The sequence below is a fragment of the Providencia sp. CIM-Carb-044 genome (assembly GCF_033901115.1).
Classification (GTDB): Bacteria; Pseudomonadota; Gammaproteobacteria; order Enterobacterales; family Enterobacteriaceae; genus Providencia; species Providencia hangzhouensis.
In genome coordinates this window covers 83,982-106,680 of record NZ_JAXADV010000009.1, presented here as the reverse complement: position 1 = coordinate 106,680, position 22,699 = coordinate 83,982, and the positions used below count along the sequence as shown (strand labels likewise).

The 22,699-nt window shown below is 40.6% G+C and carries 17 protein-coding genes; 7 read left to right on the top strand and 10 right to left on the bottom strand.

From position 1 onward, the window contains the following. Positions 1 to 15: 15 nt before the first annotated feature. From selB to fdhE, 3 genes are read right to left on the bottom strand one after another with little or no spacing between them, the layout of a single operon-like run. Positions 16 to 1,884 (bottom strand): selenocysteine-specific translation elongation factor, encoded by a 1,869-nt coding sequence (gene selB / locus SJ312_RS16715; protein WP_094961964.1) that lies wholly within the window; start codon positions 1,882 to 1,884, stop codon positions 16 to 18. Continuing rightward, entirely contained in the window at positions 1,881 to 3,272 is a 1,392-nt protein-coding gene (selA, locus tag SJ312_RS16710) for an L-seryl-tRNA(Sec) selenium transferase (RefSeq protein WP_153674007.1), read from the bottom strand. Before selA ends, selB begins: the two co-directional genes overlap by 4 nt. A gap of 22 nt (positions 3,273 to 3,294) precedes the next feature. Beyond that, positions 3,295 to 4,230 carry a formate dehydrogenase accessory protein FdhE gene (gene fdhE, locus SJ312_RS16705; RefSeq protein WP_094961966.1) on the bottom strand — a complete coding sequence of 312 codons (936 nt, stop codon included), beginning with the start codon at positions 4,228 to 4,230 and terminating at the stop codon, positions 3,295 to 3,297. A 729-nt stretch (positions 4,231 to 4,959) separates the two neighbouring features. On the opposite strand from fdhE, the gene SJ312_RS16700 reads away from it, so the two are divergent. The 3 genes from SJ312_RS16700 to SJ312_RS16690 all read left to right on the top strand — a co-directional run bounded on the left by SJ312_RS16700 (position 4,960) and on the right by SJ312_RS16690 (position 7,613). Beyond that, entirely contained in the window at positions 4,960 to 5,166 is a 207-nt protein-coding gene (locus SJ312_RS16700; RefSeq protein ID WP_094961967.1) for a helix-turn-helix domain-containing protein, read from the top strand. After that, positions 5,145 to 5,789, top strand: a complete 645-nt coding sequence (locus SJ312_RS16695) for a hypothetical protein (protein WP_094961968.1) — start codon at positions 5,145 to 5,147, stop codon at positions 5,787 to 5,789. The genes SJ312_RS16700 and SJ312_RS16695 overlap by 22 nt, the downstream gene beginning before the upstream one ends. 210 nt (positions 5,790 to 5,999) lie before the next feature. Beyond that, entirely contained in the window at positions 6,000 to 7,613 is a 1,614-nt protein-coding gene (locus SJ312_RS16690; protein WP_319868100.1) for a metallophosphoesterase, read from the top strand. 111 nt (positions 7,614 to 7,724) lie between these two features. Here SJ312_RS16690 and uxuA read toward each other — a convergent pair whose 3' ends face one another. Beyond that, positions 7,725 to 8,918 (bottom strand): mannonate dehydratase, encoded by a 1,194-nt coding sequence (gene uxuA / locus SJ312_RS16685; protein WP_165880023.1) that lies wholly within the window; start codon positions 8,916 to 8,918, stop codon positions 7,725 to 7,727. 17 nt (positions 8,919 to 8,935) lie between these two features. Further along, positions 8,936 to 9,682 carry an FCD domain-containing protein gene (locus SJ312_RS16680; RefSeq protein WP_004906196.1) on the bottom strand — a complete coding sequence of 249 codons (747 nt, stop codon included), beginning with the start codon at positions 9,680 to 9,682 and terminating at the stop codon, positions 8,936 to 8,938. A 282-nt stretch (positions 9,683 to 9,964) separates the two neighbouring features. Here SJ312_RS16680 and manD point away from each other — a divergent pair, with 282 nt between their 5' ends. The 4 genes from manD to SJ312_RS16660 all read left to right on the top strand — a co-directional run bounded on the left by manD (position 9,965) and on the right by SJ312_RS16660 (position 15,166). Next, on the top strand, positions 9,965 to 11,179 hold the full coding sequence (gene manD, locus SJ312_RS16675; RefSeq protein ID WP_319868099.1) for a D-mannonate dehydratase ManD: 1,215 nt from the start codon (positions 9,965 to 9,967) through the stop codon (positions 11,177 to 11,179). A gap of 24 nt (positions 11,180 to 11,203) precedes the next feature. Beyond that, a complete protein-coding gene (locus SJ312_RS16670) occupies positions 11,204 to 12,226 on the top strand; it encodes a Zn-dependent oxidoreductase (RefSeq protein ID WP_110592773.1) in 1,023 nt (340 codons plus the stop codon). Positions 12,227 to 12,288: 62 nt separating this feature from the next. Further along, the gene (locus tag SJ312_RS16665; protein ID WP_004906200.1) at positions 12,289 to 13,698 is read left to right on the top strand and encodes an MFS transporter; all 1,410 of its coding nucleotides are present in this window, start codon (positions 12,289 to 12,291) and stop codon (positions 13,696 to 13,698) included. After that, positions 13,679 to 15,166 carry a mannitol dehydrogenase family protein gene (locus tag SJ312_RS16660; protein WP_110592771.1) on the top strand — a complete coding sequence of 496 codons (1,488 nt, stop codon included), beginning with the start codon at positions 13,679 to 13,681 and terminating at the stop codon, positions 15,164 to 15,166. Before SJ312_RS16665 ends, SJ312_RS16660 begins: the two co-directional genes overlap by 20 nt. A 61-nt stretch (positions 15,167 to 15,227) precedes the next feature. Here the strand turns inward: SJ312_RS16660 and SJ312_RS16655 are convergent, their stop codons facing one another. From SJ312_RS16655 to frc (SJ312_RS16635), 5 genes are all read right to left on the bottom strand, one after another. Further along, positions 15,228 to 16,961, bottom strand: coding sequence for a nitrilase-related carbon-nitrogen hydrolase (locus SJ312_RS16655; RefSeq protein ID WP_110592770.1), 1,734 nt, complete (start codon positions 16,959 to 16,961; stop codon positions 15,228 to 15,230). A gap of 202 nt (positions 16,962 to 17,163) precedes the next feature. Next, entirely contained in the window at positions 17,164 to 18,420 is a 1,257-nt protein-coding gene (frc, locus tag SJ312_RS16650; RefSeq protein ID WP_110592769.1) for a formyl-CoA transferase, read from the bottom strand. A gap of 75 nt (positions 18,421 to 18,495) precedes the next feature. Beyond that, complete coding sequence (gene yfdV, locus SJ312_RS16645; RefSeq protein ID WP_004906833.1) at positions 18,496 to 19,440, bottom strand: transporter YfdV; 945 nt, start codon at positions 19,438 to 19,440, stop codon at positions 18,496 to 18,498. A 105-nt stretch (positions 19,441 to 19,545) separates the two neighbouring features. After that, the gene (gene oxc / locus SJ312_RS16640; RefSeq protein WP_094961976.1) at positions 19,546 to 21,249 is read right to left on the bottom strand and encodes an oxalyl-CoA decarboxylase; all 1,704 of its coding nucleotides are present in this window, start codon (positions 21,247 to 21,249) and stop codon (positions 19,546 to 19,548) included. Between the two features lie 64 nt (positions 21,250 to 21,313). Beyond that, the gene (frc, locus tag SJ312_RS16635) at positions 21,314 to 22,564 is read right to left on the bottom strand and encodes a formyl-CoA transferase (protein WP_004906213.1); all 1,251 of its coding nucleotides are present in this window, start codon (positions 22,562 to 22,564) and stop codon (positions 21,314 to 21,316) included. Between the last annotated feature and the right edge of the window lie 135 nt (positions 22,565 to 22,699).

Below are 22,699 nucleotides of genomic sequence, written 5' to 3'. Positions count from 1 at the left end.
ATTAAAACACTCAATTTATTCAACGAAAATGCCTTTATCTCGTAAATGGTGACCATCGCCTTTACGACGAGTAAAACCGCTTTTATCAAAAAACTCAAGAATTTGAATCGCAAGTTTCCGACCAATCCCTAATTCGTTACGGAAATCAGCCGCAAAAATGACTTCATTTTCCATGCAATAACGGTGAATAAGTGACGCAAAATAATTAATTTGCTCATGGCTATAATAGCGGTCACGAACTATCGCCGTAATTAATCCCATTTGCGCCGCCTTTTTTAGAACGCGACGCATCGTATCTTCTTCATAGCCACTTTCTAATGCTAAATCACGTACCCACCACGCTTCATTACGTGAAAATAATGGGTGTATTTGCTGCCAAATCAATTGCTGTTGGGCATCAAACACCAGCCCATGTTGGGGCATATGCAACCAACCGCGAGTTTGCTTAATAACATTTTCACCAATGAGATCATCAATGAATTTAAATGCTAATGCCTCGCTCATTGAAGGCAGAGCCATACGTTTTAAACGTGCTTTGCCTACACCGATTTGGTCACTGTGTATTTCATTGAATTCTTCAAGGGTTTGAACGATACGTTCTTTCGCTATTTGCGCTTTAAATGTGGATAAAACATGGTTGCCAACACGCTCCACATCCATTTGAGCCAATAAATTATCTAACACATCATGGGTGAGTTGCCGCGCCCAACTGTAATCCCGTAAATTAAGTTCACCTTGAGGAAGCTGTAGCTTAAAGTGAGCCAGTTCATCTTGTTCTCGGCAAAGCTTAGATAACCAATCCAAAAACTCCGGAAGCCTTTTACCTCGCCGTGGGGAAACCAAACGTATCACTCGAGCCCCACCTAACGTTTGGCGAGCGCTAATATCACGGATAATTAACCGGTCATTCTCGACTAACCATAATGGGGTATCTAAAATTAACTCAGCAAGCACGGGGGTTTCCCCTTGCTCCACTAATAATGACACTCGCCCAGTGATGTGGCTTGCACCATGGTAAAGATGCACAGGTTGCCAGTGCTTAATTAATGCATCGCATTCCAATTCAACAATAACCCGTGTTGCAATAAACGCAGGTTGCTCTGCAAGTAACCAATCCCCTCGGGTAATATTTTCTTTATCAATATCGCCCACCAAGTTTAAGGCCACGCGATCACCTGCAACAGCGAATTCAGATATTTGGTTTTGCCGATGAATACCTCTGACGCGAACTTGCTTATCCGCTCCTGTCACCCATAGTGACTCACCAACTTGAATTTTTCCCGCTAATGCAGTGCCAGTCACCACTACCCCTGCACCTTTAACCAAAAAAACGCGGTCAATGGCTAAACGAAAACGACGTTGGATATTGGGATGTGAACCACTTTGCTGATGAAGTTGTTGCAGATATAAACGCAGCGCATCAATACCGCGCCCATCTTCAATAGACGTAATGAATAGTTTTGCATCTGGCCAACCTTGTTTAGCCAGCTCGGAGGTGACTTGCTCCGTAACCTGTTCAATTCGCGAATGATCGACTCGGTCAGCCTTCGTCAGTATAACACTGATATTTTCACAACCCGCTAGCCTTAAAATCGAAAGGTGTTCAAGGGTTTGCGCCATCACTCCATCATCACAAGCTACTACCAAAAGCGCATGGTTTATACCACCAATCCCAGCCAACATATTGGCTAAGAATTTTTCATGTCCTGGAACGTCGATAAAACCAATAGAGCTCCCATCTGGCTGTGGCCAGTAGGCATACCCTAGGTCAATGGTCATTCCGCGTTTTTTCTCCTCAGGGAGGTGTGCGGTATTTACGCCAGTAATGGCTTGAATTAAAGAAGTTTTACCATGGTCAACATGGCCTGCTGTCGCAAAAATCATGAAAGTAAAACCTGTAATAACGCGTGTTCATCATCAAGACAGCGAAGGTCAAGCCACAATTTACCGTCTTTCATGCGCCCAATCACTGGTTGAGGTAGCTGGCGCCACTGCGTAGCGAGTTGCTCTAATGTACTACCTTTTCCATTTAGCGGTGTGAATGTTACCGCAAAGCTAGGAAGACGGTCGACAGGAAGTGAACCGCTCCCTATTTGTGAGAGACAAGGCTCAACTTCAACAATAAATTTGTCCCCATAAAAGGCTTGTAGAGCAACAACTATGCTTTCTGCGCTATCACGAATAGTTTCAGGATCTCGTGTTAGCCAACGCAATGTGGGTAACTCTGTTGTGAGTTTTTCGGGAGTTAAATACAGTTTTAGCGTTGCTTCAAGTGCAGCTAGAACCATTTTATCAACCCGTAAAGCACGTTTTAATGGATGTTTTTGAATTGCATCAATCCATTTTTTCTTCCCTAAGATAATCCCTGCTTGTGGACCACCAAGAAGTTTATCTCCAGAAATCGAAACTAAATCAATACCTTGAGAAAGGTAACTTTGTGGCATAGGCTCTGCGGGTAGCCCATAAGCCGTCATATCAATCATCGAACCACTGCCTAAATCAATTGCCGTTGGTAATTGGTACTTTCTACCTAGCTCTGCAAGCTCTTCACCTTCAACTTCTGCAGTAAATCCTTCAATACTGTAATTGCTGGTATGCACTTTCATTAATAGTGCAGTTTGATCATTAATCGCATTCTCATAGTCACGTAAGTGAGTCCGATTCGTTGTACCCACTTCAACTAATTGGCAGCCTGCCTGCGCCATCACATCTGGCACACGGAAAGCCCCACCAATCTCAACCAATTCACCACGAGAAACAATAACTTGCTGGCCATTTGCAACCGTTGCTAGCAATAATAAAACTGCGGCAGCATTATTATTAACAATACAGGCATCTTCGGCGCCAGTGAGCTCACACAGCAAGTCAGCAATCGCACGGTCACGATGCCCACGCATCGCACCATCTAGAGAATATTCTAATGTGACAGGCGAACTCATCACTTGGCTAACTGCATTCACCGCCGTGGTTGACATGACCGCACGGCCTAAATTGGTATGTAGCACCGTACCCGTCAAGTTAAACACGTTTTTTAGGGCGCTTTGCCCTAAAGCTTGATGGCGTTGTGCTAACTCTTTTACCCAATCTTCCTGCCAAGCAGGTAATTTCCCTGCCTGAGCAATACTGGCTCGAGCTTGCTCTTGCATCTCACGTAAACATGCAGTGACCCAGTGAGCCCCTGATTGTTCAACCAATATTTGCACTTCATCGAGCTGCAATAATTTATCAATAGCAGGAAGTTGGCGATATAAAGCCAAGTCTGATTCAGCCATAGTCACGATTCTCTTTTACCGCTTATTTTTCACCAGGGAACAAGAACGGATTAATACTACTACGCGCAAAGCCTTCTTCTTCCATGCGTGCATCTAAAATAATTGAGGCTAAATCATCCGCGACAGCTTCAACTTTAGCTTCTTTTTCTTGATAAAGGATTTTCAAGTAGCTACCGCAATCACCGCAGCTTTCTGCTTTAACTGCCGCATTTTCATCATCTAATGACCAATAATTCAATTTACCTGTTTGCTCACAGTTACTGCATTTAACGCGCACCATATGCCATTCAGTTTCACATAAATTACAGTGTAAATAACGTAAACCTTGTGATGTACCAATTTGCACAATACTCGACACTGGCATGCTATTACATACAGGACAGAAATGGCGATGGTCTCCATGTTCTGCACGCGCTTTACCTGGGATATTTGCTGCCATTTGTGCCCAATACACCGATAATGCAGCCCAAATGAACATCGATTTGTCCGCAGGAACTTTTTCAAACTCTTCATTTAGCAACGCAGTTGCCATGGCTTCGAGTTCTGTTTCAGACGCTTTATTCAGGTTTTCTAACGCCGGGCGTACAGACTCAGGCACGACTGGCATTAATTCGGCAATAATAGCCGTTAATAATTTGTGCCAATGCATTGTCCGTGGAAATGTTTTTGCATCCAATGGCGAATTATTGGTATTTGTTGAGCGCTCAAGGATAGATGCCATATCCATTTCTAATGGATTATCATGCTGTGCATTATGTTGTGCGGTTGCCACTTCAGCAGCAAAATTCAGATAATCTGCAAAAGGATGTTCTCCTGCACCAAGTTCTTTGAGTCGCTCAGCACGGCGTTGATATAAACTTTTTAAGTTAGGAAACAGAACTGGTGGAATAAAACCAATTCCCTTTTCTTTCAATCTTTCTTGTCCTAACTCTTCTTTAGGAACAATACGAATACCCATTGCGTTCTCACTTTTCTATTTTCTGAACAATTTTTTGAGCATAGGGTAAACCTATACTCAAATTAATCATTCCTATTTTATGCCATCGGCGGAAATTGCTGCCACTTACTGCTCAGGATAAAACAAAAACGGTTAGGTCGCTACCTTGATGCCCTTGTATCAAGACGGGTATTTGATCTGATAAGGGTTTTGTAGGCAACAAAGGAAAAAATGCAGACAAATTTACCTTAAGCAAAGAACAATTATGATACAAAATCACCGATGATAAAGGCATTTTCAAAGGTGTAAATCAATCTATTTCAAGATCATAAATGACCGATTGTGGTGGCCTTAAAATCATCTATTCTTGTTAAAATATGTGGGGTTAATCAAACTTTAACGATATAAGAATAATTAATAAGCTAATAGATACAGCTAAATAAAGTTTTTATTGAAACATTAGCAAGGATATTTAAATTACTGCATTAATTTTCTTTGATATAGTTTTAAAACTAAATTATAGCGGAGACCGTAGAAATGAGAGAGTTATTAATCACACTAATAATTATACTTCCTATTTATTCAATTTTATTTATTAGCGAATTATAGATAAATGTTTAATTAGAATTCTAATAGCTGTATTTTATATTAATTTAACTTATAAAAACAACTTTTAGATTAAACTACCGTAATAGATTATTAATGGATTGAGATCCTAATTTAGAGTTTTCCAACCGACTAAGGACAGTTATGTTTTTCTCGAAACAATTAAACCAGTTTATTGCTTTGGCTAAAAATGGTTCGCTAAATCAAGCGGCAGAGTCTACCAATGTCACGTCTTCAGCGATATCACAAGGTTTGATTCTTCTCGAAAAAAAGCTAGGAAAGAATATTTTAGTTAAAAAAAAAATAAAATACTCATTTCCGATTATGGCATGGAGCTATTTAATAAAATAAACCCTCACTATGAAAGTATAAATAAAATATTAAACAACTTAACTGTGCCAAACAATGAAAAAAAAATTAAAATTCTTATTGATGGATTTCCATTCTATGGGATACATTCGATAATAAACAACCTATTGAAAAATAAGAGTATTAGCATTGAAGTTGAATGCAAGATCTCAAATGATATTTTGTATGAAATAAAAAACCACCACTATGACATCATAATATCACCTGTAGATATCGACGTTGACCATAAAAGTATACAAAAAATAAATTTAAAAACTGAAATATTAGGTTTAGTTTTTCATAAAGAATTAATGAAAAAAAGTATGAGCGTTGAGAAAATGATGAGTAATGAAATTCTTATTCAAACAAAATCATCATTCGAACATTGTACCATGATAGAATTTTTAAAAGAAATAAAAAAAATCGGTATAAACTTTAAAACACTTACAATAAACGAACTGGATTTATTACATTCATTAGAAAATAAAACTGGCTATTCATTCATGACTGAGGAATACTTTAATAAAAAATCGAATCCTGACTTGGTGTTTAAAAAAGAACCCTTTAATTTTTTTCTTAATAGGAGAGCTTATCTACTAAAAGAAAGTAATATTGAAATTTATTAATGAATAATTTTACTTTAAATAAAAATCAATTTAAATAATTCGAGACTAACAATGAAAATCATTTCTTTTTTTATGTTTTCTTTATTTTTATCTTCTTGCCAAAACAGTTTTATTAATGAAATTCAAGACAGTACAATTGAAATAAAAAACCCCAATCAGACAAAAAACAATGGACTATAATTTTCAACTCATTTTAAAAGGAAATTTCGTATGATAATTGGTGTAATTAGTGATATTCATATAGGCTCAGATCATGATAAAGAAGTATTGGCAACGTCTATTAAAAATATTAATCACTGTGGAGCCGAAGGGTTATTAATGGCTGGGGATATTGGTGATTATCATCAACATAGAAAAGATTCTTTTGATATTTTCCTAGAACAATTTCCAAAAAAATATCATCAAAATTTATTATTGATGTTAGGCAACCATGATGTCCGAACTGGGGCCGAACCCCATGAGCCATTAGACCCCGATTTAGTCGGATTATATGACTCTTACTTAGAAAAATGCAATATTGACCGGCAAGAAGATACAATGTGCATTGATGCATGGATTGATGGTTATCATTTTATTTGTTTGAACACAGATGTTCCTTTAAAAAATCAAATGGAATTAAATGAAGCATCACTTCTCTGGTTAGAAAAAAAACTGGCTGAAGGCGCTGATGCGAATAAACCGATTTTTGTGATGACACATCAAGCATTCAATTGTTCACATTGGCGGTCATACTTATATGGCGGATTTGGACCGCAAGATGAAAGACTAAAAAGTCTATTTTCTCGTTATCCCCAAATAATTATGTTAAGTGGTCACATTCATAATGGCTTTGGGATTATTGAAGCTATTCAACGTCCATTTGGAACATTAATTGATATTCCAAGTTTAACATTAGGTGAAAACGGGGTTACAGATAAAGGCACTGGCTATTTATTAAAAATAGAAGATGATAAACTAACCTTTGAAGCTTGGAATTTTTATCAAAATATTCATTTATCTGAATATGATACGATAATATTATTACCTACTTTATCAAGTTTAGCCGCTGAGCTACCAGATTATGCTGACGAAGAAACTGATTCATTAATTTCAGAATCAAATCTATTAATGAATAAAGAATACAAAGATGAATACATAAAAATCTATGACGAGAAAACATGGAAAGAAATTAATACCCTAAGAAATAAAATTATTAAATACAAATCTAAACCTAAATCTAATGAAATTAATTACCATAAATTAAAATTTAATAATGACGATAATATCACCATTGAGGTATTGAATGCAGCACTAAATCAGCACAACCATATTCTTATTGAATCAAAAAATGGTCACTGGGCTGACCAAATTACAATACCGCCACTAAAAAATAATCAATCCATTACCATTGATCCTACTGCGGCCTATTGTAGTACACTGATCGTGAATAAAGAGAAGCATAGGATTTCAACAGGTGAAAAATGTACGGTTTCCTGTAAGTCTTATTGGCAGTTTGAAATGAAAAATGACGTAGATTCGTTGGAGCAAAAATCAGCTTATCAGCTTACGTTTAAGAATGAAGATTCTATTACACAAAAAATGATAAAGGATATTTTTAAAACCAACGATAGTATATATATTGAAATTAAAAATGACAAATGGCTAAATAAAATTTCTATTCCCAAACTGCCCCTCAGTAATAAAAAGATTAAAGTTAAATCAACAGCGGATCGTAATAGTTCAATAGTTGGTGGCTACTATACGTATATTATTAAGTCAGGTGACTTATTGACTATTTCTGCAAAACAGGATTGGAGTATTGATAAAAAAATTAAAATAACTTAACAACTAGTTCAATACGCGACTAATTATAATTTAGTCGCGTATTTTTATGCATACTCAACCCTTTGATATCACATAAATACCAAATAATAAAAGCCAATATTGAAAAGAAAATTATACTTTTAATAATTCTGGATAATACATCCGTTTCAGCGCTAATTCTAACCCTCTCACCTCTGCTAAGCCTTTTAAGCGGCCAATAGCGGAATAACCAGGGTTAGTCACTTTCTTCAAATCATCCAAAATTTGGTGACCATGATCTGGTCTCATTGGAATTGGTGCAAGCCCCGCAGCATGGCGTTTTTGTTCAACCGCTAAAATGGCTTTGACCACTTCAAACATATCGACATCACCTGCAATATGATTTCCTTCATGGAAAGTATTTGGGTTGTTTTCTCTCACCGTTGAACGTAAATGTGTGAAATGAATACGATCACCAAATTCATTAATCATTTTTACTAGGTCGTTATCGGCTCGCACGCCATAAGAGCCTGTGCACATAGTAAACCCATTATGAATGCTATCGCAGCTTTGCTTAATAAACTGCATATCTTCAATGGTAGAAACAATACGTGGCAGGCCTAAAATTGGGCGCGGAGGGTCATCGGGGTGAATAGCTAAAACCACATTTTCTTCTTCACATACAGGAACGATTTTCTGCAAGAAATAACGTAAGTTCTCACGTAACTGATTTTCATCAATATTATTATACAGCGCCAAGCGCTCACGGAATTGGTCTAATGTATAACCTTCTTCTGCGCCCGGTAACCCTGCAATGATGGTTTTAATCAGGTTTTCGATATCATCAGATGACATATTGGCATAATACTCAGCCGCTTCTTTGACTTCTTGTTCTGAATAACTCGCCGCCGCATTTTCACGTTTTAAAATATGAATTTCAAACGCGGCAAAGGCAATATTGTCGAACCGTAACGCTTTGGAGCCATCTGGTAGCGTATAAGCAAGGTCAGTACGCGTCCAATCTAGAATTGGCATAAAATTATAGCAAATGGTCTTAATACCACAGGATGCTAAATTACGAATACTTTGTTGGTAATTTTGAATATAGAGATCAAAATTACCTTGTTGAGTTTTAATATCTTCGTGAACAGGAATACTTTCCACGACAGACCAAACTAACCCAGCATCTTCAATGATAGCTTTACGCTTTAAAATCTCCTCAACACTCCAAACTTCACCGTTAGGAATATGGTGGAGCGCAGAGACGATTCCCGTCGCCTCTGCTTGCCTAGCATCACTTAAAGAAACAGGGTCATTAGGACCGTACCAACGCCACGTATGCTCCATAAGTACTTCTCCTGCGATTATTCAAAAATAGTCTGATAAGGAATTGTTTCAAATAAGTAACCATCAAAATTGGGGTCATCAAAATCAGAAAGCTGCATTAGCGTATTTTTGACATTCTCTAAATGCTGCCACATCTCTTTTTTAGCCAATTCAGGATCACGTTTTTGTAGTGCATTTAAAATATTTTCATGATCAATCAACCACTTCTTCCGGTAAGTCGTATTGTCGATATGCTCATGTAGCTTATCCCACATAGGGCTTTGTAACCGCACAGCCCAGATATCATCAATAATCTTCGCCATCATGTCGTTCTTGCTTGCGCGAGCAATTAACACATGAAACTTATGATCATTCGCATCGTCACTTTCATTATTCGCAACTTTGATTCGCTCATCCTCTAGTAATGCGCGGATCTCTTGGATATCGGCTTTTGTTGCTGACAAGGCCGCACATGCAGCTATCGCACTTTCAATCACTTGGCGAGCTTGCAGTATTTCAAAAGGGCCATGGTCTAAGCTTTTGACTTCATCAATTAATAGATCTGGGTGATTGATGACATAAACACCAGAACCTTTCTTGATAGAAACCAATTTTTCAATTTCTAACATGATGAGTGCTTCACGTACCAATGAGCGACTAACATCATATTTTTTAGCGATCTCACGCTCTGGCATTAAACGACTTCCTATCGGATATTCACCAGATGCAATGAGCTCTTTTAACTGCTGACCTAGGTATTGGTACGAGCGGTATTGAGTTTTCATATATATGTACAACGCGTTGTCGAATTAAATTTAGTTCTTCCATTGTAGATTATCGTCCCTCACAACAATGGTCAACCAATTTATCCACTATTTCCACAAAATTAGTTAACCAATTTGTGATCAGATTCACTTATTGTCGTCTTTTTAGTCATTGTTTTTTAATTTACCGATTGATAGAGTGAAAAAAAGAAAATTTGGTTAACCAATGAATAAACCAGTTTGAGTAATGCGGGGTGATTTGGTTGATCAGTTGGTTAACAAGTAATAGGGATTTAGGCCAAAATGAAAATCATAAAAGCAGAAGTCTTTGTATGTAGCCCCGGTCGTAATTTTGTTACATTAAAAATTACCACCGATGAAGGCATATATGGACTAGGTGATGCCACCCTTAACGGGAGAGAACTCTCAGTGGCATCCTATCTTCAAGATCACCTCTGTCCTCAGTTGATAGGCCGTGACCCACATAAAATTGAAGATATTTATCAGTTCTTCTATAAGGGAGCTTACTGGCGTAGAGGCCCAGTTACGATGTCCGCCATTTCTGCGATTGATATGGCACTGTGGGATATTAAAGGCAAAATTGCCAACCTTCCAGTCTATCAATTACTCGGTGGCGCTTCTCGTGAAGGAGTGATGGTTTATTGCCATACCACGGGTACCGATATTGCCGAAACACTAGATAACTACGCGAAATATAAAGAAAAAGGTTTTAAAGCGATCCGTGTGCAGTGCGGCATACCAGGAATGGCAACCACCTATGGGCAGAGTAAAGGAAAAAACCTTGCTTATGAACCTGCCACAAAAGGCCATCACCCTGAAGAGCAATTTTGGTCAACCGAAAAATACCTCGATTTTATGCCCAAACTGTTTGAAGCCGTTCGGGACAAATATGGCTTCAATGAGCACCTTCTACACGATATGCACCATCGCTTGACCCCTATTGAAGCAGCTCGCTTCGGTAAAAGTATTGAAGATTATCGATTATTTTGGATGGAAGACCCAACACCAGCGGAAAACCAAGCTTGTTTTAGATTAATTCGTCAACATACCGTCACCCCAATCGCTGTAGGTGAAGTTTTTAATAGCATTTGGGATTGTAAACAATTGATTGAAGAGCAACTCATCGATTTTATCCGCACCACAATCACGCATGCTGGAGGGATCACGGGTATGCGCCGGATTGCTGATTTCGCTTCACTTTACCAAGTCAGAACCGGTTCTCATGGTCCATCTGACCTATCCCCTATTTGCCATGCTGCCGCCTTACACTTTGATCTATGGGTACCAAATTTCGGCGTTCAAGAGTTTATGGGCTACTCCGAAGAAATGTTGTCCGTATTTACGACCAACTGGACGTTCAACGATGGTTATATGCACCCAAGTGATAAGCCCGGTTTAGGTATCGATTTTGATGAAAAACTGGCAGCGAAATACCCGTACAACCCAGCTTATCTTCCAGTTGCTCGTCTCGAAGACGGCACGTTGTGGAACTGGTAATTTTTATTTTATTCGGAGTTAAATATGAAAGCTGTAAAATCGGTAGTAATTAAAGAACCTAATACATTATTGATTGAAGAGCGTTCAGTTCCTGAACCAACTGAAAATCAAGTACAAATAAAAGTCCGATTAGCCGGTATTTGTGGTTCTGACAGCCATATCTACCGTGGCCATAACCCATTTGCAAAATATCCACGAGTGATTGGTCATGAATTTTTCGGTGTCATTGAAAAAGTCGGTTCCAGCGTAGACAGTAAACGCATTGGTGAACGTGTCTCTATCGACCCTGTTCTCAGTTGTGGTCATTGCTACCCATGTTCAATTGGTAAACCAAATGTTTGCGAGACACTAGAAGTATTAGGCGTTCATACTGATGGCGGATTCACTGAATATGTTAATGTCCCTGCAGCAAACGCTTATACCATTCCTGATTCAATCAGCGATGAATGTGCCGTTACCGTTGAACCATACTCTATTGCCGCCAACGTGACTTCGCATGTTCACCCAACTCAAGATGACATCGCATTAGTCTATGGTGCGGGTACGATTGGGTTAACCTGCGCACAGGTTCTCAAAGGGGTTTATCAAGTCAAAACCTTGATTGTAGTTGACCGCGTGGCTGAGCGTTTAGCTAGAGCAAAAGATTGTGGTGCTGATATTGTCATTGATAACTCACAAACCCCACTACCAGAGCAACTCAAAACACTGGGTCTTCGCCCAACGTTAGTACTTGATGCAGCTTGCCATCCCGCTATCTTACAAGAAGCCGTCTTGATTGCTTCTCCCGCAGCAAGAGTTTCTATTATGGGTTTTTCAAGTGAAGCAAGTGCCGTTACACAGCAAAGTATCACCAGCAAAGAGATTTCATTGTTTTCTTCGCGCCTGAATGCCAAAAAATTCCCAGAAGTGATTAGCTGGATAGAATCTAAAAAAATTGACCCAACAAAAATCTTAACCCATCAGTTCCCATTCACTGAAGCGCAAGAGGCAATATTAACCTTTGAAAAAGACCAGAAGACCTGCTGTAAAATTCTTTTAACCTTTTAATTTAATTAAAAAAACTAAATCCGATTTTGGATACTACTCTACGTGATTAATAGGATAATAATATGAATACTCAGTCAATTGACCCATCAGGGAAAGTGGAACGCAGCTCTGGCGATCTGACCAAAGCTGCAGTTTCAGGCTGGCTAGGAACCGCTCTGGAGTTTATGGATTTCCAGCTTTACTCGTTAGGCGCAGCACTTGTTTTCCATGAAATATTTTTCCCTGAACAATCCGCTTCAATGGCATTAATTCTTGCTATGGGAACTTACGGTGCCGGATATGTCGCACGTATTGTTGGTGCGATTTTCTTTGGTCAAATGGGCGACCGAATCGGTCGTAAAAAAGTACTCTTTATCACCATCACCATGATGGGGGTGTGTACTACATTAATCGGGGTATTACCAACCTACGCACAGGTAGGTATCCTCGCACCGCTATTATTAGTTCTTTTGCGAATTATTCAAGGCCTAGGGGCAGGCGCTGAAATTTCAGGCGCAGGTACCATGCTGGCAGAATATGCACCAAAAGGCCGTCGCGGTATTGTGGCTTCACTCGTGGGTCTGGGGACAAACTGCGGCACATTAAGTGCCACTGCGATTTGGGCGGTTATGTTCTTCTGGTTAGACAAATCAGACTTGCTGGCGTGGGGCTGGCGTGTACCTTTCTTGGCAAGCTTCGTTGTGATGTTGTTTGCCGTGTGGTTACGACTGAATCTGAAAGAAAGCCCAGTATTTGAGAAAGTACAAAATACGGAAGAGCAAGAAGCCAAAGTTGCGGTACAAACGCCACCGAAAGAAAGTTTCTTTGCCATGTTTAAATCTAAAGCATTTTGGTTAGCAACTGGTATTCGTTTCGGTCAAGCGGGTAACTCTGGGTTAATTCAAACTTTCTTAGCGGGATATTTAGTTCAAAGCTTATTATTTGATAAAAGTATTCCAACTGATGCGATCATGATCAGCTCCGTTGTCGGTTTCCTGACCATTCCTGTGATTGGTCTGCTATCTGATAAATTCGGGCGCCGTATTCCTTATATTATTCTTAGCTTATCTGCCATGTTGCTCGCCTATCCGATGTTATCTGTCATCGTCGATGGTGCGAACAGCGTTAGCTTAATTACCATCTGTATTATTATCGTTCATAACTGTTCAGTACTCGGATTATTTGCCTTAGAAAATATTACGATGGCTGAAATGTTCAACTCACGTAACCGTTTTACTGGTATGGCTGTGGCCAAAGAAATTGGTGGCTTAATTGCCTCTGGTTTAGGCCCAGTTCTAGCGGGTATTTTCTGTAGCATCACCGGAAGCTGGTGGCCAATTGCAATCATGATCATCATTTACTCTGCCATTTCATTAATCAGTGCCATTATCATGCCTGAAGTGAAAGATCGTGATTTAACCAGCACGTTGGATGCGGTTGAAGAGGCTGAACAACAAAAAGGTAAAGTGAAATATGCAACTGTCAACCAATAACCTAAACCAATTACCCGCCACAATCAAAGTACCAAGCTATGATAGGGAGCAGGTAAAGGTAAAAATGCTTCACTTAGGTTTCGGCGCGTTCCACCGCGCCCACCAAGCCATCTTTGCGGATATTTTAGCTACGGAACAGCAGAGTGATTGGGGTTTTTGTGAGGTCAATTTAGTCGGTGGCGAGCAACAAATTGAAGATTTACTCGCTCAAGACTGCCTTTATAACGTAGTTGAAATGCAAGGCGATAATTGGCAAACCCGTACTGTCGGTGTGGTAAAAGAAGCATTACACCCAACCATTCACGGAATTGATGCCGTTATCAATCGCATGTTAGACCCTAATATTGCCATCGTTTCCATGACGGTTACTGAAAAAGGTTATTGCTATGTGCCCGCGACAGGTTCGATTGATTTTGCGAACCCCGCTATTGCGCATGATTTAGCCTCACCAAATACCCCGAAATCACTACCGGGTCTGATTGTTGAAGCCTTAAAACGCCGTAAGGTACTGGGTATTACACCATTTACGGTCATGTCCTGTGACAATATGCCTGAAAATGGCCATATCACGAAAAATGTCATTTTAGCGATGGCTGCAAAACAGGATATTGAATTGGCCAATTGGATTGAAGCCAATGTCACCTTTCCATCTACCATGGTGGATAGAATTGTGCCTGCCATGACACCAGACACAGCGGAGAAAATTCAATCCCAGCTAGGCCCTGTCGTTGACAAAGTCGCCATTGCCTGTGAGCCATTTCGCCAATGGGTGATTGAAGACAATTTCGTCGCAGGTCGCCCTGAATGGGAAAAAGCGGGCGCTCAGTTAGTCACGGATGTCGTTCCATTTGAAGAAATGAAGCTGCGCATGTTAAATGGTAGCCACTCTTTCCTTGCTTATTTAGGTTATTTGGCTGGTTACCAATATATTAATGAGTGCATGCAGGATAGCGCTTATGAAAAAGCCGCTTATCACTTGATGGTCAATGAGCAAGCACCAACGTTATCCATCAAAAATGTGGATTTACCAGCCTATGCTAATGCCCTGATTGAGCGTTTTAAAAATACGGGGTTGAAACATCGTACTTGGCAAATCGCGATGGATGGAACGTTGAAATTATCCCAACGTTTACTCGATTCTATCCAAATTCACCTGAAAAATGGCCAATCATTTGATTATTTAGCCTTAGCCGTTGCGGGATGGATGCGTTATGTCAGCGGAAAAGATGATCATGGCGCAGAAATTCAAGTCAGCGACCCACAGGCTGTAAAATTGGCTGAGCTGGTTGCAAACAGCACTGATGATGAAAGCCGTGTTCGCGCATTGCTGTCCCTCAACAGTTTGTTTACCGAAGAACTGGTTAATAATTCACTATTTACTGAAAAGGTGACTGCATTTTACCTTTCACTGCGTGATAACGGTGCCAAGAAAACCATTGAAGCACTCAACCACCAGCACACCCTGTAATAACATATTAGTAGGCGGGTTTCCCCCGCCTTTTTCACTCAAACTTCGCTTGAACTATAATCTACTGTGTTAGCGGCGGAAACCAAATAGCTTGCTGACCACTCACCAACCGTTCTTGGTTAATCCAAGTAAAAGGTGCGGGTACCTGAGCTTGCAAACGCACATCTTCAGCCCCTCTTTGTGCTGTCAATGTGGGAGTAAGGACAACAGGCTCTGGCCCATAAATAGCCGCTGACGTAGAATCACGCTCGTTTCGCCCGCCACAAACCACCCATAACTGGTTTAATGTAGCAATTGCATAAGGGATAAAATCGACACGCCCTGTTGGCGGCTCTTCAACCGAAAAAAGATGGCTATCAATTTCCACTTTTAAATCACATGGGATGCCCGCTGGTGCAGCAAGAATATCAGCACGTAACATACTGTATAACCCCCCTAATTCAGGAACGTCTAATTCATGTGCCGCCGCCAGTGCAATACGCCCAATTGGCGTTGCTGTCACACTCACAGCGCTACCCGCTGTTGCCCAGCCACTATCCCGTTCATTAAGATGTGTAACACGATAGCGGGCTAATATTTCCCCTGATGGGCCCGCAAGAATGACGGTGTGGAACACTTTATCAATCTCAATTTCAGGATAACTTCCAACAATATAGCCTTTTCCTTGATGAGCAGCCTGACACAGTGTTTGTTCAAATGCTCCCCCTTGCTTTTCAGCATGGGACAAAATAAGGTTCGGGTCATTCGTATAAGGAAGCGCAGAGAGCTCGGGTAAAACCAGCAATTCATTTTCTCCCACTTGAATTGCATCTAACTTAGAAATAGATTTTTCCCACTGAGCAGCAATAAGCGTCGTTTGTATTACTGTTTCTGTCGCATTGATATCTGTTGGGCTGCGGTGAAAAGCCAGTGTTGGGAAATATAATTCAGGGCGGCGCTTCGCGAGTAATGCATCACGTTGCTTATCTGCTTCGTCTAAATCAATCGTCGCACAGTATATGCCATTTAGCCCGGGTTCTAGCTCTAGCGGGCTAAGCACGGGAGATTGAGCCACTTTATGCCCTGATGGCGACCACACACTTGAGCCCCCATTATAGTAAAGCTGCCCTTTAGTAATTGGGTTAGTTTCAATTCCACTTCGGGTAGCACAAATAACCCACAACCCATTGAATGCGCTCATATGTTGTACATGCGCAACCGTTGAGTGGTCGCCCAACATTTCAGCAGGGGTGGCATTTGGCATCATTCGGTCGGATACTGAATGCCAACCAATGATTTGCGCCCCTTCTAATGCAGCTAATCGAACGTATTGCCAGTAGGTATCATCATAACAAATCAATAATGCGATACGGCCAATCGGTGTTTCAAAAGTTTTGACACCAGTATTGCCCGGTGCAAATACTTTTTGATCTTGAGAATTCAGGCCTATTTTACGATATTTACCAATAATACCTTCCGGCCCCATCAAAACGGCTGAATTATAGGCGAGCCCTGTTTCGCTATCTCGCTCCGCGATACCGACACTCATATACATTCCTGTTCGAGCCAATACAGGCAGTATTGCAGCAGTCGTTTTGCCAGGGATAGTATCTAAATAAGGTGCTAATTCCGTAGAGTCCGAAAATAAATAACCACTCACTGCCGTTTCTGGAAATACGGCATAATTTACCCCTTGAGCAGCCACTTTTTCTGTCGCTTCGACTAAACGTTGAATATTCCCATTTAAGTCTCCCCATGCAGGAATAAAATCAACGGCTGCGACTTTACTGCTTTTTTTTATTTCAGCAATACTCATACAATAATCCTTATTCAAAGAATTTATTAATAAAAAAATAAAAACTAAATAGGGAAAAATATTTCTATAATTCCAATTGATTGAGGTAGTAATCGCCTGAATTTAGCGGCTATATTTGAATATATCTAATATCTGAATATAGCCGCTAATATTAATTAGCTTTTTTAGAAAATCATATTAAGAGCTAGTTTAATATTATTAATTAAATAACATTATTTTTTTTCATTTCCATAATTTGTTCATCACTATAACCAAGCTCTTTTAATACTTCGCTATTATGTTCCCCAAGCAATGGAGCACTTTTAATTTCAGGGATAAACGCTGAAAATTTCATTGGGCAACCCACCGTTAAATATGAGCCTCGTTTTGGTTGTTGAACTTCGACAATCGAACCACTACGACGCAAAGAAGGGTCATCCATAATTTCTTTCATACTTAATACTGCAGAACATGGCACATCAAACTGATCAAAATAATCAGTTAGTGCATGTTTATCTTTGTCTTTAGCGATTTCTTCAATTGCATCCCATACATCTTGGATATGACTTGCACGTGCCTGTGTAGTGGCAAAAGCAGGATCGGTTTTCCATTCTGGGCGCCCAATAGCATCACAGGTATTTTCCCAATTATGGTCTTGATTAATAAAATAAATATAGGCATTTGGGTCAACATCGCTACCTTTACATTTGAGCATTGTTCCCGGCTGACCGCCACCACTCGCATTCCCCCCACGAGGAACCGCATCACCAAACGTGCCATTTGGGTATTGAGGGTATTCCTCTAAGAAACCGAGTTTTTCTAAACGTTGTTGGTCACGTAATTTCACACGACATAAATTAAGCACCGCATCTTGCATTGACATAGTAACGCGTTGCCCTTTACCTGTTTTTTCACGGTGTAATAACGCCGTCAGTATGCCTATCAATAAATGCATACCCGTATTACTATCCCCCAATGCCGCAGCACTTACGGTCGGAGGGCCATCAGGAAAACCCGTCGTTGATGCTGAACCACCAGCAGATTGAGCAACATTTTCATAGGCTTTCACATTCGCATAGGGTGAATTCTCATTAAACCCTTTAATCGACCCAAAAATTAATCGAGGATTGAGTTCTTGGATGTGCTCCCACGTAAACCCCATATGGTCGATAGCCCCCGGATGAAAATTTTCAACTAATACATCAGATTGACGTATTAGTTTCTCCATCACGGCTTTTCCCTCTGGCGTTTTGGTGTTGAGCTCTAAAGAGCGTTTGTTACTGTTTAACATCGTAAAATACAGCGCATCCACATCAGGGATATCTCGCAATTGATTACGTGTCACATCCCCAACGCCTGGGCGTTCAATTTTGATCACATCAGCACCGAACCAAGCAAGCATTTGTGTACATGACGGGCCTGACTGAACCCCAGTAAAATCAAGAACGCGTATCCCATCAAGCGGTTTTGAAGAAGTCATAATTCACCTTTTTACAAAACTGCCATGGCGTCATTTCTCACGCCATGGCAACTCATTTTGCCCCATTGACTCTTTCTATGAAACGAGTCGAGAGATGTAGATCCACGCTGGAGCTGCGATGATAAAACCAAGTACACTCACCGCCAGCGACGCAGTTCCTGTCCGGGTATACAGATTAAAGCGACTTGCAATAATTATTCCAGAGAAAGCAGGTGGCAATGCCCCAGCTAATACCATCATTTGCAGTTGCTCTGTTCCCATATTAAACATCATACCCGCCAGTAACATTAACCCTGGCATTAAAACTAGCTTTAATAACGTGTTATAAACAATCTCACCATCGAACTCGAACTTATTAGCGGCTAATGTCAGACCGGCGGCAAATACCGCAACACCAGAGTTTGCTTTCGCAATTAAATCAAATGTTGGGTCCCAAACGGTAGGAATTTTCACACCAACCAATACCAGTGCGGTCGCAAGTACCGGAGCCCATACGACGGGTTCTTTAAAGGCGGATATTAATGCATCCATACCGCCACCACCCTTTTTCCCTTCCGCATCAGATGGGTTCAGTAGGAATAGGCCAATAGGGATTGTAATGGCATTAACGATGATGGAAATAATAGCGACAACTAACCCAGTTGAAACAGTTTCACCATAAATAGGGTCTAGAACCGCAAACCCTAAGAAACCAATTGTCGGAGAACCTGCAATTAATGCACATACCGCAGCTTCGCCACGACTATGTTTAAAAATATATTTACAGCTAAAGAAAGAGAAAAAGAAACAAACGAGCAAGACCACAAATGAAATAATAGTCAATTTAGCGTCTGCAAATATCATTTCTCGATTAGCGCGTGCGATAGAAACAAATAATGCAGCAGGTAATGCGTAATTTAATACCAACTTATTAAATGCTTTCGCTTGGTCACTGGTAAACACATTTCGTTTACCACTCACATAACCTAATACCATAATAATAATGATAGGTAATAGGTCGCTCATAAAAATCTTATACATAAAATCAGCCATAAGACCCACCTATTTTTGGCAATAAGACCCCGTACGCCACTCATTAAAAATGAGCCGCGTAGGGTTATCTTTGTTAGTTAACGTTATGCTGCGTTAATTTTTTACGACAGACTTCGGATTTAAATTACCAATATGGCCACTTTCCGTTCCAACTGCAGGGTCAATAACAACATTTATCAAAGTTGGATGACCCGATGCTAAACCGGCCCTCAAGGCTTCCTGTACCTCTGCAGGTGTTGTTGCTTGGTAGCCGATGCCACCAAAAGCCTCAATCATTTTGTCATAACGCGCTCCGCCCATTAAAACGGTAGGAGAAGGGTCTTGATCACCATGGAGGTTTACGCCATCACCACGGTAAATCCCACCATTATTGAAAATCAAAATAGTGACAGGCAATTTGTAGCGACAAATCGTTTCAATTTCCATACCACTAAAGCCAAATGCGCTATCGCCTTCAATCGCTACAACAGGCTTACCACTAGTTACAGCAGCTCCCACTGCATAACCCATTCCGACCCCCATAACGCCCCATGTTCCACAATCTAAGCGTTTACGTGGTTGGTACATATCAATAATATTTCGCCCATTATCAAGCGTGTTAGCGCCTTCATTGACGACATAAACATCTTGGTGATCGACCAACACATCACGGATTGCACGTAATGCGTTGAAGTAATTCATCGGGGAAGTGTCAGTGTTTAACTTAACTGCCATTTTCTCGACATTGATTTTCTTGTGCTCATCAATACTGACAATCCATTCTGTTGGTGATTTAACAGGGGTTGATTTAAGTCCTGCCAATAATGACTCAATACTGGAGTAAATATCACCAACAACTGGGGCCGCTATTGGGCGGTTACTATCAATTTCGGAAGGTTCAATATCTAACTGAATAAATTGCGTTTCTGGTGACCAATGCTTACCTTTACCATGGTCAAGTAACCAGTTAAGACGTGCTCCCATTAATACCACAACATCTGCACTGGATAAGGCATATGAGCGAGCTGATGCGGCTGATAGAGGATGTGTATCTGGCAGCAGCCCCTTAGCCATTGACATCGGTAAATAAGGGATACCGGTTGTTTCAATAAATTGACGAATATTGTCATCCGCTTGGGCATAAGCTGCACCTTTACCCAAAATAATTAATGGTCGCTTAGCCGAGGCGAGCAACTTAAGGGCTTTATTCACTGAATCTGGTGATGGAATTTGTCTTGGTGCAGGGTCTTCAACTGTAAAAATGGTTTTATCCGCTGCATCCTTGTCCATCACGGCAGACAACACTTCCGTTGTTAAATCAAGATAAACCCCACCAGGACGACCTGATACCGAAGCTCGGATTGCCCGGGCTAGTGCGATACCAAGATCCTCAGGTTTATTCACACGATAAGACGCTTTTACAAAGGGTTTTGCCGTGTTCATTTGGTCTAACTCTTCGTAATCACCCTGCTGCAAATCAATTATCGCTCTGTCGCTTGAGCCACTGATTTGAATCATTGGAAAACCATTGGTCGTTGCATTAGCAAGAGCAACCATACCATTCAAGAAACCCGGCGCCGAAACCGTTAAACAGATACCCGGTTTTTGGGTAATAAAACCACTGATTGCAGCTGCGTTACCCGCAGATTGCTCATGGCGGAAACCAATATAGCGAATACCTTCAGCTTGCGCATGCCTTGCCATGTCAGTCACTGGAATTCCAACAACACCGTAGATTGTATCAATGCCATTTTTTTTAAGTGCATCGACAATAATATGCATACCATCAGTCAGGTTTTGGGTTTGATCAGCAGACATGTCTACCTCATAAGTAACTGATTAAAAGATTAAATGGAGTGATTTCTCACCCCAATATTTAAAATTAGATCGCTTTGTTCGCACGCATAGTCGCAATTTCATCTGCGCTATAACCTAACTCAGTTAGGACTTGCTCTGTATGCTCACCCAACAATGGTGCGCTTTTGATATCCGGTGTAAAGGAGGAGAATTTCATCGGGCAACCCACCGTCAAGTAAGTTCCGCGTTTTGGCTGCTCAACTTCAACAATACTTCCGCTCTTACGCAGAGATTGGTCTCGTGCTATTTCACGCATACTGAGTACAGGAGCACAAGGTACACCGTATTTACTTAAATACTCGACCGCTTCATGTTTGTCTTTATCCGCTAAGAATTTTTCAATTTCAGCAAAAATATCAAAGATATGAGGTTGACGAGCCTTTGGTGTATTGTAAGCGGGGTCAGTTGCCCATTCAGGCTTACCAATAGCGATACAGGTTTGCTCCCAGTCCTGCTCTTGGATAGTAAAATAAATATAAGCATTTGGGTCAGTTTCCCAGCCTTTACATTTTAAGATCCAGCCAGGCTGGCCACCACCACCAGCATTACCGCCACGAGGAACTGCATCACCAAATGTGCCATTTGGGTATTGTGGATATTCTTCAAGGTAGCCAATTTTCTCTAAACGTTGCTGGTCACGAAGTTTGACACGGCACAAGTTGAGTACGGCATCTTGCATCGACATAGTCACTCGCTGGCCTTTTCCTGTTTTCTCGCGATGTAATAACGCTGCGAGTAAGCCAATGAGCAAGTGCATACCTGTATTACTATCACCTAATGCTGCGGCGCTCACTAATGGCGGGCCGTCCCAAAACCCTGTGGTTGATGCGGCACCACCTGCGGCTTGGGCAACGTTTTCATAAGCTTTAACATCTGCATAAGGAGAGTCTTCATCAAAACCTTTGATGGAACCGAAAATCAAACGAGGATTTAATTCTTGAATGTGCTCCCAAGTGAAACCCATATGGTCAATTGCACCTGGATGGAAGTTCTCAACGAGGACGTCGGCTTGCTTAATCAGCCGCTCCATAACCTCTTTACCTTCTGGAGTTTTTGTATTTAATTCCACTGATCGCTTATTACTATTAAGCATCGTGAAATACAGCGCATCCACATCAGGTATATCCCTTAATTGGTTACGCGTGACATCTCCAACTCCAGGGCGCTCAATCTTAATAACATCTGCGCCGAACCACGCTAACATTTGAGTACAAGATGGTCCTGATTGTACACCGGTGAAATCCAGTACTTTAATACCTTGTAAAGGAAGATCCATGTGGTACCTCTTTATTTAGCTATCGTAAATGGAATGAATTAGGGTTCTATTATTTAGCTGTGTTAAAAAGATATTTGAATATATGACTATTTTTATATTTATTAATAATTACATTACTATTTTTATTAAATAATA

Coding starts and splice junctions, on each gene's coding strand:
- selB (WP_094961964.1), bottom strand. CDS start 1,884: ATGATTTTTGCGACAGCAGGCCATGTTGACCATGGTAAAACTTCTTTA.
- selA (WP_153674007.1), bottom strand. CDS start 3,272: ATGGCTGAATCAGACTTGGCTTTATATCGCCAACTTCCTGCTATTGAT.
- fdhE (WP_094961966.1), bottom strand. CDS start 4,230: ATGGGTATTCGTATTGTTCCTAAAGAAGAGTTAGGACAAGAAAGATTG.
- SJ312_RS16700 (WP_094961967.1), top strand. CDS start 4,960: ATGTTTTTCTCGAAACAATTAAACCAGTTTATTGCTTTGGCTAAAAAT.
- SJ312_RS16695 (WP_094961968.1), top strand. CDS start 5,145: ATGGAGCTATTTAATAAAATAAACCCTCACTATGAAAGTATAAATAAA.
- SJ312_RS16690 (WP_319868100.1), top strand. CDS start 6,000: ATGATAATTGGTGTAATTAGTGATATTCATATAGGCTCAGATCATGAT.
- uxuA (WP_165880023.1), bottom strand. CDS start 8,918: ATGGAGCATACGTGGCGTTGGTACGGTCCTAATGACCCTGTTTCTTTA.
- SJ312_RS16680 (WP_004906196.1), bottom strand. CDS start 9,682: ATGAAAACTCAATACCGCTCGTACCAATACCTAGGTCAGCAGTTAAAA.
- manD (WP_319868099.1), top strand. CDS start 9,965: ATGAAAATCATAAAAGCAGAAGTCTTTGTATGTAGCCCCGGTCGTAAT.
- SJ312_RS16670 (WP_110592773.1), top strand. CDS start 11,204: ATGAAAGCTGTAAAATCGGTAGTAATTAAAGAACCTAATACATTATTG.
- SJ312_RS16665 (WP_004906200.1), top strand. CDS start 12,289: ATGAATACTCAGTCAATTGACCCATCAGGGAAAGTGGAACGCAGCTCT.
- SJ312_RS16660 (WP_110592771.1), top strand. CDS start 13,679: ATGCAACTGTCAACCAATAACCTAAACCAATTACCCGCCACAATCAAA.
- SJ312_RS16655 (WP_110592770.1), bottom strand. CDS start 16,961: ATGAGTATTGCTGAAATAAAAAAAAGCAGTAAAGTCGCAGCCGTTGAT.
- frc (WP_110592769.1), bottom strand. CDS start 18,420: ATGACTTCTTCAAAACCGCTTGATGGGATACGCGTTCTTGATTTTACT.
- yfdV (WP_004906833.1), bottom strand. CDS start 19,440: ATGTATAAGATTTTTATGAGCGACCTATTACCTATCATTATTATTATG.
- oxc (WP_094961976.1), bottom strand. CDS start 21,249: ATGTCTGCTGATCAAACCCAAAACCTGACTGATGGTATGCATATTATT.
- frc (WP_004906213.1), bottom strand. CDS start 22,564: ATGGATCTTCCTTTACAAGGTATTAAAGTACTGGATTTCACCGGTGTA.